Source organism: Anabaena sp. WFMT (genome assembly GCF_051781005.1).
GTDB lineage: Bacteria > Cyanobacteriota > Cyanobacteriia > Cyanobacteriales > Nostocaceae > Anabaena.
In genome coordinates, this window is record NZ_JBPWOA010000014.1 from 1 (window position 1) to 11,256 (window position 11,256).

The 11,256-nt window shown below is 36.5% G+C and carries 4 protein-coding genes and 5 pseudogenes; 3 read left to right on the forward strand and 6 right to left on the reverse strand.

Going from position 1 to position 11,256, the window contains the following annotated elements:
• Positions 1-615 precede the first annotated feature (615 nt).
• From ACSQ6I_RS07340 to ACSQ6I_RS07350, 3 genes and pseudogenes are all read left to right on the forward strand, one after another.
• Positions 616-828 carry a type II toxin-antitoxin system Phd/YefM family antitoxin gene (locus ACSQ6I_RS07340; protein WP_438889711.1) on the forward strand — a complete coding sequence of 71 codons (213 nt, stop codon included), beginning with the start codon at positions 616-618 and terminating at the stop codon, positions 826-828.
• 19 nt (positions 829-847) lie between these two features.
• Positions 848-1,258, forward strand: a complete 411-nt coding sequence (locus ACSQ6I_RS07345) for a type II toxin-antitoxin system VapC family toxin (protein ID WP_438889705.1) — start codon at positions 848-850, stop codon at positions 1,256-1,258.
• Positions 1,259-1,453: 195 nt separating this feature from the next.
• Positions 1,454-1,738, forward strand: a pseudogene (locus ACSQ6I_RS07350) (Spx/MgsR family RNA polymerase-binding regulatory protein); the annotation flags it as partial.
• A gap of 17 nt (positions 1,739-1,755) precedes the next feature.
• Here ACSQ6I_RS07350 and ACSQ6I_RS07355 read toward each other — a convergent pair.
• The 6 genes and pseudogenes from ACSQ6I_RS07355 to ACSQ6I_RS07380 all read right to left on the reverse strand — a co-directional run bounded on the left by ACSQ6I_RS07355 (position 1,756) and on the right by ACSQ6I_RS07380 (position 11,188).
• Positions 1,756-3,549: a vWA domain-containing protein gene (locus ACSQ6I_RS07355; protein WP_438889712.1), complete on the reverse strand. Its 1,794-nt coding sequence runs from the start codon at positions 3,547-3,549 to the stop codon at positions 1,756-1,758.
• Positions 3,550-3,801: 252 nt separating this feature from the next.
• Positions 3,802-4,364 (reverse strand): annotated as a pseudogene (locus ACSQ6I_RS07360) (Uma2 family endonuclease).
• 552 nt (positions 4,365-4,916) lie between these two features.
• Positions 4,917-5,778, reverse strand: a pseudogene (locus tag ACSQ6I_RS07365) (IS1634 family transposase); the annotation flags it as partial.
• A gap of 851 nt (positions 5,779-6,629) precedes the next feature.
• Positions 6,630-8,224 (reverse strand): annotated as a pseudogene (locus ACSQ6I_RS07370) (IS1634 family transposase).
• A gap of 49 nt (positions 8,225-8,273) precedes the next feature.
• Positions 8,274-9,240 (reverse strand): annotated as a pseudogene (locus tag ACSQ6I_RS07375) (transposase).
• Positions 9,241-9,565: 325 nt separating this feature from the next.
• The gene (locus tag ACSQ6I_RS07380) at positions 9,566-11,188 is read right to left on the reverse strand and encodes a calcium-binding protein (protein WP_438889713.1); all 1,623 of its coding nucleotides are present in this window, start codon (positions 11,186-11,188) and stop codon (positions 9,566-9,568) included.
• Positions 11,189-11,256: the final 68 nt, after the last annotated feature.

Here is an 11,256-nt window from a genome sequence, read left to right on the forward strand (position 1 = left end):
AAATTGCCCAAAAATTTTCTGATTTTTGCGTTTGTGGTATCTGTAATAAAAGATTCTGAATGTTGCGGCGTAATTTTGCATCATATACCCAACCGTTAAAGCGTTCAGCCTCAAATTGCAGAAAAGTCGCAAACATTTCTAGTATACTTTGCCGAGCGCGCATGAATTAATAGGTTGCCAGTTGGAGCCGAGAATGTTGAAATCAAGTATCTTTATCATTTTACTATGGCTCATCAAAAAGGTAAGGCAACAGATCCAGTTAAGTATTTTGCTGACCCCCAATTTAGATATTCAGTAAACCAAGCGCGGGGGGAGAGACTGGGACAAAGCTTGTACCCCGCCCCAGCCCGAAAGCACGCCCTGGAAGGGCGGGCGCTGTGGGGAGTGAGGATTGGTAGTTAATTCTTATTTTCCGAATAGAGGAGATATTGTCAAATTAGAATTTGGGAACACACAGCGATTTACGGCTGATTCAATTAGGCGTGCATTTGTCCTGCAAGCGTCAGGAATGTCTTTTGTTAAAAAAATAAATATCGCACCTCTCTAATTACCAATGCCGTCACAGGTAAAATAGATGTACGCCAAAGTTGCTATTCCCTAACCCCAGAACCCACCATGACACAAATTACCCTTGCAGAACTCCCAAAAAACCTTCAAATCCTACTCAACCAAGCCCAAAAAACGGGCAAACCCCTGACCATTATACAAAATGGTATCCCCTTTGCCATCATTTCCCCCATCAAGAAAAATCCCTATTGCAAACCCTTTCCACTCTTGAAGCACTGGACGAAGACTTTGCCAACATGGACGCAGGATTATTACCCTTAGATGATATTAAATTTTAAAAATGAGTTATTTATACTTATTAGATACAAACATCATTTCCGAACTAATTAAAAACCCGAGAGGAGTGATATTTTCAAAAATTCAAGATGTCGGAGAAGACCAAATTTGTACAAGTATTATTATAGCTTGTGAATCAAGATTTGGAGCTAGAAAAAAGAACTCCCAAAAGCTCATAGAAAAACTGGAAATTATCTTGGATAGCATAGAAATACTACCCCTGATTCATCCTGTAGAACAATATTATGCAGAAATTCGCACTGATTTAGAACAGCAAGGTAAACCGATTGGAGGTAATGACTTATTAATTGCTGCTCATGCTTTGACATTAAATCTAACTCTCGTTACTGCCAATGTTCGTGAATTTTCCCGCATTCCTAATTTAAAAGTAGAAAACTGGCTCAAACCCAATTAAAAGACGATAAAATAAAAGATTAAATGGTATTGACTCAGAAGTGTTGAATGTTAAGATTTTGAGTATATTGCCCAAGTTGTGCATTGGTATTGGTGATACCAAATTTGAGAAGTTAATGACTCTATTCTCAATAAACAGACAATTTGGCTGGGTTAAACACAAAGATTGTAAAGTTGTGTTGCGAGATTCAACACTTCTGGTATTGACTATGAGTTCATTAACACCAAAGAAACTCCCCCAACTCGTGAGATGGTTCAAAATTGGGTAACTTCTCTGGGTTATGCGGCTATGCGAAATACTTCTGGTCAATCCTACCGGGCTTTAAGTGATGACAAGAATTGGATAGATGAGCAATGGATTGAGGCATTTAGCAAAGATGCAATGCTACTCAAACGCCCGCTTTTCCTCAAAGATGGAACGGCTGTGCTGATAGGCTTTAAAGATAAAGATGAAGTAGTAAGGCAAAAGTTGGGACTTTAATTTTGCTGGTTTTTACTTTACTTAATCCTGAAAACCTGACCTTTAGGAATAAAAGGTAATCGGCAACCCACAGGAATTAAAAAAGCGTGTTCTCGACGAATATGTAAATTATCGCAATAGCCATCAGTAATGATTAGCAATGGTCCATTTTTCGGGAAATCATCCGCTTTTTCCAGTAAATCAATACCGGGTTGTAAAACAGTACCACCTCTACCCTTGATTTGAACTCTATCTGCTAGAGATTCTGGTGTTAAGTAACCTTGATCATAAGCAAAAGCATCACAGAAAACAACCCGCACCAAAGAAACATCATGGGAAATACTATAACTAGCGATAGCGAAGCGCTCCGTAGGAATCGATCCCAGTGCCTTTGCCAATAACTCCCGTTCCATTGAACCAGAAGTATCTAAAACTACGCCAAATGTGCGACCTTCTTCATGATTACTATCCGGTACATAACGAGAACGAGGAATATCAGGAGTCGCAGATTGACGGCGACTGAGACGAGCATAAGACCTGACTTTAATTAAAGGAGAAAAATGATGATCAAACCACTTAGCTAATTCCACATCCCAAGGAATCGGCGGATAACTCAAAGCCCGAATTTCTTCAATTAAACCTGCTGGTAGAAAACCGCGATTTTGTTCATGGTGATATACAAGTCCCTGACTCAGACAACGGCGATAAAACTCATCCAATCCCACACCATCCCCATAAGTCCACCAATCGGCTCTTCCTGGTTCTAAAATGTCACATTGTCCGATTCCCCGTAAAGTAGATAATTTGCGATGGAGGCGTAAATCTTTGACTATTTGGTCATAAATTGACTCCGCTGATAAATTCTTTAAATCAGGGTCATGTAACACCCCAATGTGAGGTAATTCACCTATTCCCATTTCTAACAACCAAGAATTAATCACATAATCACAAGCAACATTCCACAAATAATGGTCTCTTCCTTGACAGCGAGTATCATGTCTGAGTCCAGCGTGTAACAATTCATGAGCCATCACAAATCGGCATTCTTCGCCATTTAATCCAGCAGCGGGATTGATAAAAATTTGTTTATTTTCGACATAAATTGCAGCTACAGAAATATCCAAACGTTGACAAATTAAGGGATCTTCAATAATCTCAAAATTAGTTGCTAAAGCTCCCAACAGAGGATAGCTATTGATAAACCAAGCCTTAGCTCTTTGTCCAGGAGTATCATTTTTGTTTTGCGTCCCCAACAAAGGTTCGCGTCCGGCGGCGACATTTACTGCATTGGTAACTGCTCTTGTTAATCCTGCTCCAAAAACAGTTTGCCAGTCAAAACCCCGACCCCAATAGTTAGTTTTGGTAGGTTCTATAATCATATCCACAAAGTCATCACCAGGAAGACCACGCTCACAAAATTCCTGATACAAACTTTCTTCATTTCGGTTAGAAACATTGAGAGAAGAAAGGTATTTTTCTGGGATAGATCCTAATTTTAAATCGGCAAGAAACTTCGCAATAAAATAATTACAAGCGGCGTTCCATTCACGAGGATGTGTGCGTTTTTGGAAATGACCAAAACCCAGATGCAAGAGACAATGAGCTAATACATAAACCCATTCTTCAATCTGCGGTACTCCAATTAAGTCTTCTGGTGCTAGTTGACTACCAAGTAGTGAAACGCAGGGTATTCCCACTTCCACCGCAAATTCTTCTACTAACGATGATTTACCGATTCCTGGCGCTCCCCAAATAAATACGGGTCGTACTACTGCCACATTCAGCAGAAATTCTGAGAGTTGTTTTTGGGTGACTGTAATTGCTGGGTTCATTCTTCACTCACGAAAACTGCTGTTAATTAACCCCAATTTGGGGATTATTTTAAATTCGCATTAGGTATTCTAGTAACTATAATCAACAATCCATCCCCCTGGCTCATAAAACATTAATTATCAATCATCCTGTTGCCTCTTTCGCGTTGCTCCCATAATTTTTCACCCGATAGAAGAGAATCATAGCGATAGGGTACAGTGCGACCTAGGAATCGCATATGGTGAAACACCGTTTTTGATACCAAACAAGACCTAACGAATTAAACCAGCACGTTGAAAAATAGTATGGGGAGTAATTTCTAATTCAGGTAATGTTTCATGACTGATGACTTGATTTTCTCGAAATGTGACAGGAAGAGAAGATGCTGTAAAGACAGTAATGTATCTACTATCCAAACCAGAGAAATGCCAGCTTGAAGATAATAAGTAGCTTTTTCAATCATGTCCCCAAAAGTTTGACCAGGAGAAATAATTTCAATAACTAATTCTGGGATCACAGGACAAGCTTCATCTTTAAGCCAGTCAGCAGGAAGACGGTTATAGGAAACATAGGTTAAATCAGGTACGGGTATCCAATTTTCTTGATTTCTGGTTAATTTAATCCCCCATTCCACGACAACACGACCTTTTCTTTCCGCCCATGTGGATAATAGTATAAATAATGCTCCTGTGGTTGAGCCATGAAAAAATTTAGGAGACATTTGCTCATTTTTATATTTAGGTACAGATTCACCGTTAACAAACTCATAAGCAAGATCACTTTCGGGAAGTGCAAGAAATTCTTCGAGAGTGAGTTTGGTTTTTAGTTGAGTCATGGTTAGTTTTGGTGGGTTAAACCCACATTCCGCACCCTTAAAAGTAACGATCGGTTTTTACTGAAGTGAATTAATGAAAAAAGTGTTAAAAAATACATTTATTTATAAAAAACAAGTTTTAGATAGGAAAATTGATTCAGATGCATCTCTCAATAAAGAGCAATAAAGAATGAGGGTAATTTTCGGAAAAATTAATAATATAATTTTATTCTGAAAACATAAATACCTAACTATAACTTATGTTTCTCCAGAAATGAACTTAAAAAAATCATGATAAATTAAACTCAGTAATTTTATTAATGAGTCAAATTGTCTAAATAATTAAAATATTAATAAGATCAATAAATTAACTTATATATCTGTAGTAATTACGGCAAGCTTCTGGGAGGAATAAGAGAATATACTTCATTTCAGATGTCAAATTATAAAATTCTGTTTTTTGTTGAAAAGTCACAAGATGAACTGATTGAAAACATTGAAATATCCACCGCATAGTTGGATTATTTATCGCTTTTCCTAATTGATTTTTTACAGTATAGTTTAAGGATTTTAAAGCTGCTCTAATTTCTCTCTCGTCAGAGGTACTCTAGTCAACCATTTGATACTCGACATTAACTTGATATTTGTTTCTGTATATAATGCGCTATCTGCTACTATTAAACTATCAACCTGTATTCTTTTTTGATATTCAACTGCGATTTCTCCAAACTTTTTAGAATCAACTTCATTTCCTGATACTGTTTTTATATATATTGGTATATCTCCATCTCCTGAACATACTAATTGTGTAATAAATTGTTTTAAATCTGGACGATGGTCACGAGAATAACCGTAGGTCAGCTTTATCGCTTGAGGTGATTGACTCTCTTCATTTTCTTTTTCTAATGAACCTGATTCTTTTTGATTTTCAAATATCACTGATGGTAAACTATTTTCATATTCTCCCTTCGGGTTCGGCAGTCGCTCATGGGGGAAACCCCCAAGACCGCGCTGCCTCACCATCTACATGAAATGATGTTGAATCCAAGTGTGATGATAATAGTGATATCTGATATATTTCTACCGCATTTAAACTGATTGCTAAAAATACTGTATCTAGTCCTTTTATAAATAATTTATCTAATACTCTCCCCAGCTTATCATCATTGAGATATTCGGGTTTTACTCCTGCACCAATTAAGTGTTCACAAGCGATTAATTCAAAGAATTTTGGGAACATATATAAAGGCTGTGACATCATACTTAAGCCGTTTAAAATCATCGCCTTTACCACCTGACCCGCACTTACTTTTTCTCCTGGTTCTGAAGAGAGTAATTTATTAATTATTTCTACTATCCCAATTGAATCTACTATTCCTGCTACTATCCCTAAATGGTCAATCTTCTTCAATTCCAGGTCTTTGGCAGTAAACATAGCAACAGAAACTCCACAAAAGTATCTGTTTAAATTTTCTCATTTTTCTGTTGTTTCAAAATGATTTTTTCATCTTCTTATAGTCATTGAAAATAAAGCTTTCAATGAGTTTGAACCAATTTTGCCATCAAAATAACCTCAGAACCAAAATTTTGTACTTGGTCATTTTTATCGACCGTATATCTAACTTAATAGTAATAATTATTATTTAGCTCTAATAAATTAGAGTCAATTCTCCCATTAATTAGTTCTTATGTACTAAATATATCCGTTTTTTTGGGGTGTGACAGTTGTGGGTGCGGAATGTGGGTTAAAGATTCCCAACTTCTATCATAGTATAATTAACCCAGGTAAGCTGACTTTAACGGATGGTCGAAACACCCAACAGTATACCTTAGCCAAAAAAAGAGCCTTTACTAAAAATTCTAGTTTTACATCGTTAAAAGAATGCGCGGTTGTTTACCTTGATTCCGCATTTCTGCCCGTGATACTCTTTCCTCATGTGGGGGAGGTTAAGCTAAACAGTTGGTATGTCAGTTGGTATGTTTTGATGAAAATTGTGTTGCGCTATGGACGAGTTGTTAATTCAGGACAAAGAAATATAATTGTGATACCAATATTATTTAACCCACATTCCGCACTTCAAAAAGTAGCATGAGTAAACTACATTAGCAGTTAGTTAAAAACGATTGTTTTTCAAAATCAAGCAAGAATCAAAAATAAATTATTCACGCACAAAAATCAGCTTTTTATTGTGTAGAAAAAGCTATATAGACAACAATATTGAATTTGAAGTTTTGAATCAGTGAGGAAAAAACAAGCCTATATAATAAGAATTATAAGCTTGAAGATTAAGATAATAAATAATATTTTTGACAAGCAGTAGGTAGGAATGGCAAGATATGACAATGCGAATCCGTTAAATTAAGAATTCGTTGAACTCCTTGTATTATTAGAAGATGAATACCTTGAAAGCATTGAAATATCCATCTTAATGTAGGAGATTCTGTGAGTTTATTCAGTTGATTTTTAACTGTCGCTTTTTGTGCTTTCAAGGACATTCTTAATTGTCTTTGTCCTAAATTATAAACTAAAAGACATAATGCCATTAACATCATCATTGTTTCGACTCTTTCGGGATTTTTCACAAACAGACTATCCGCGAAAAATAACGGATCTTTGATAAATCTAAATCCTCTTTACGTAGATTGTTGTTCTTTATATATTTTGAGGATTTCTCCTGTTTCTAACTCAGTCGTATCTAAAATATTGGTGGCTAGAATAAATCTGCCACAGGAGTTTTGTTGTTGCGTGATTAACTCCTGGTTTTCTCTTAATTGACATCTCACTCGATAAACTGCGATTTTCCCTTTATTTAATGCTTCGGTAATTTCTAAGTCGGATATTTGATGATATTTTAATTTGGCTGTTAGACTCTTTGATTCTTCGTTCAGCTAAAGATTTATCTGCCAATTCCTCCTGTTCTAATTTAGCTACTTGTTTGTTAGTTTTTAAGAACTCTTCTTGGATTTTTTTGTTTAGTTTATGTAAGTCTGATTTTTTTCTCTCTGCACTTTCTACTAATAACCATCTTTGCTCTATTCCTGCATAAGATACTTGTTCTTCGAGATAGCTGTATCCTTTAATTACACTAGCTTTTAGGTCTTTACTTATGAAGGCTTTCACTAAGTTTTTGGCTTTCTTAATGGATAACGGTACTCGACTTATCCATTTCATGTTCGACATGAATTTTAAATTACTTTCGCTATATAATGCACTGTCAGCTACCATGACACTTTCAAAATCTATTTGTTTGGAATATTCCACTAATATATGAGCGAATACTGCTTTATCTGATTCATTTCCTGATCCTCCTCTGAAAAATAACGGTATATCTCCATCACTACTTACTATTAAATCTAATATACATTGTTTTAAGTCTGGACGGTGGTCACGAGAATATCCTTGTGTGATTATAATCGGATTTTCTCGGCTTATTCCTGGTTCTTTGTCTGGATTATTGAGGCTGTTATATTCTCCATGTAAATGTAGTGAGGTGGAATCTAAATGAGAATATTTTGTTTCTATTTCATATTTATTTACTACTGACAAGGCAATTATTAGAAACAATTTTGTTAATCCATATTTATAGAGTTTATCCATAACTCTGCCTATTTTGTCATCATTTAAATCTGATGCTTTTATTCCATCTCCTATTAAATGTTCTATGGCTTTATCTTTAAAGAATTCTGGAAATAAATATAATGGTCTTGACACAAAACCTAGTCCGTTGAGAATGATGGCTTTGACTACTTCTCCTGTGTTTACTTTCTCTCGGCAATAAGATTGAGAATACCTCATTGATTTTTTCTACTATTCCTATCTCATCTATTATTCCTAAGTGATCTATGTTTTTACTCTCAAACTCTTCTTTTTGGTGATTCATATCCCTCTTCTGTCACTTTCCGGAATAAGCAAGTAGTAAAGAAGCTAAATCATCCAGAAGTATAACAGGGTTTAAATTGATTCATTGCGGCAATTAAATGATTGAATCCCAGTAACAAATGTGAATTATGGAAAATACTTAACCAGGGATAAATTAGCCAAAATAGTAAAAGTGGTTGGATAATGAGACGCAGATTATTTAAAGTATTCTTCCATCCAGATTCATGGTTCCATTGTGGATGATTAGAAAAATCCACATCACTATTTTCTTTTGCCTTAGTCTCAAGTTGACCAGATTGATTTAAGCCTAAGAAGACTGGAGAATTTAAGCTAATCATAGTATAAACACTAAAAATAATCTCCCACCATCTCTCAATATGTTGGAAATTAGTGAAACGGTAATCTGTCCAGCCTAGTTCCTGTTTACACTGTCGAAACCCATATTCAACCCAAGTTCTTAATCCATATAAGTCACCTAAAGTCTTGTTCAAATTCCCTTGAAGATTTGTCATGACGAAAGAAGTAGAATTATCTGGCATGGTTTCTGGGTCAGTAGTTATTTCCCAGTAAGTTATGGTTCTTTTTTTACCATAAATTATTTCTCGGATATATCTAGCCTCTGATTTTTGATTGCTAAATGTTCTCTCAAATTTACACCACTTATTCGCCCTAAAGCTTTGTCCTGCGGGTAACCAGACTCCATGATTACTTCTAATTGCTACCACCTTGCTTAACTTTATTTAATCTTCGTTGTTTTAATTCATCTACTGACCAATCTGAATTAGCTAGGAAATGATGTAATGACTGGGCTGAGTTTATACTTACTACCTTCGCTATCTCTGGTAATGACTTCCTTTTTATCGTTGATATGATTCCCAAGTGTAAATATTTGAAGCACTCATAATTTCTTACTTCCTTAAATAAGTCTTTATACTCTGCACAATATTCATCTATGATGGCAACTGTTAGGTGAGAATCTCTTGCTAAATGTTTCAGGATTTGTAACTCTACATCCATTGCCCCACTTACCTTTCAGGGTTTTCTTTTTTTATTCTTTTATTCAGAATACCCGGAAAGTGACAAAAGAGGGATATCTAGGCATTTTAGTTTGTCCTTTATGTTTGCAAATTTGAACTCCTTGCTAAGTTACACGGTTGACTTTTGGAGTTTATGCAAAAATGTGAAAAATAAAAAATAAAAAACCTGTCATGAGTCCCGTTATTAAACAAAAAACCCAGTTCAAGACTGGGTAAAATTGATTATTAAAATTGCGCTTGAGTTTTTAGAAAATAACAATCTTAAAAGAAGGTAGAAAACCTTCAGCATTTTCTAGATCAAAGTTTTAAACAAGCTGAACGTCTAAACTAATTGAGAATCCAACAGGTTTATTCTCAAGAGTAGCCAACTGAGTTCCTTGGAAGAACAAGCCACCAGTAACATCGTTATAACTGAAACTATTGAGGTTAGTAACACCAAACCCAACTGTAGAAATCTGAATCTTATCACCTTGCGCCCAACTGAAATCTTTGATAACGTCTAAGCCTTCTAAACTGGAGTTGAAAACAAAGCTATCTGCACCTACACCACCGTAGAGAGTATCATTACCAGTTCCACCGATTAGAGTATCATTACCAGCATCGCCATAGAAGATGTCATTACCAGCGCCACCATTGAAGATGTCATTACCTGAACGTCCCTCAAAAACATCTTGATATTGTGAACCGGTAATATTGTATTTTTCTATATTAGAGACATTAACCAAAACCTGACCATTGACACGACTAAAAACATTATTTGAACCATTCCACCCCAAATGAATACCAGCGCCGTCCGCTTTGGCAGTGTAATCAGCTACTAAAGTATCAATACCAGCACCACCATCAACCGTACCATTCGCATCTATCAAAGTATCATTGCCAGCACCACCGCTGAGGGTATCATCACTAGCACCACCCCGGAGAATATCATCATATTGTGTGCCTGTGATGTTAAATCGCTCAACATTCACATGACCCAGTAAAAAATTACCTGTTTGGCGACTAAAAATAGCATTTTGTTGCACATCAATACCAGCACCATTATTGAACAGGCTGTAGTCGGCAACTAGAGTATCAACACCAACACCACCATCAATAGTAGCTTGGGTATCAATCACAATATCATTACCTGCTCCGGCGATTATTTGATCATTACCACCAGCACCATTGAGAGTGTCATCACCAGACCCACCCCGGAGAATATCAGCATATTGTGTGCCTGTGATGTTAAATCGCTCAATATTGCTGTAATTGAGTACGGCATTATAAGTGAGACTGCTGACAATGGCATTTTGTCCACTGTATCCCACATCAATACCAGCACCATTATTGAACTGGCTATAGTCAGCCACTAAAATGTCAGTACCTGCACCACCATCAATATTGCCTTCAGTGTCAATTAAAACGTCATTCCCATCTCCGCCAAAGAGGTAATCATAACCAGCCGCACCATTGATTTCATCATTACCACCACCACCTCTGAGAGTGTCGCTATCAGCAGCACCTTGCAAAACATCGTCATATTTTGTGCCTGTGATGTCAAACTTCTCAATATTGCTGTAAGTCAGTAAACCACTGGCATCACGGCGACTAAAGATGATGTTGTATCCCGCATATCCAACATGAACACCAAAACCATTGTCGAACTGGCTATAGTCTGCCCTGAGAGTATCAGTACCGCCACCACCATTGACATTACCTTGGGTATCAACCAATAAATCATCACCTTCCCCACCAGAAAGATAATCATAACCTTCTCCACCAGTTATTGTATCGTTGCCTTCATCGCCATTTATGGTATCGTCACCAGTCCCACCAGTGAGGATATCATCGCCGCCTTCTCCATAAATCACCCAAGATGAGCCGTCATTAGGTGCAGTAAAGATATTATTTTGCTCGTCACCTGTGTATGTACCAAATGTAGACATTTTAGTTTGTCCTTTATTCTTGCAAAGTTTGCGTGTAATGGAGTTGGGTGTTAGCTTTTCAACTCCTT

Excerpts from the sequence above, each read along its gene's own strand:
- ACSQ6I_RS07340 (WP_438889711.1), top strand. The coding sequence starts at position 616 with ATGACACAAATTACCCTTGCAGAACTCCCAAAAAACCTTCAAATCCTA.
- ACSQ6I_RS07380 (WP_438889713.1), bottom strand. The coding sequence starts at position 11,188 with ATGTCTACATTTGGTACATACACAGGTGACGAGCAAAATAATATCTTT.
- ACSQ6I_RS07355 (WP_438889712.1), bottom strand. The coding sequence starts at position 3,549 with ATGAACCCAGCAATTACAGTCACCCAAAAACAACTCTCAGAATTTCTG.
- ACSQ6I_RS07345 (WP_438889705.1), top strand. The coding sequence starts at position 848 with ATGAGTTATTTATACTTATTAGATACAAACATCATTTCCGAACTAATT.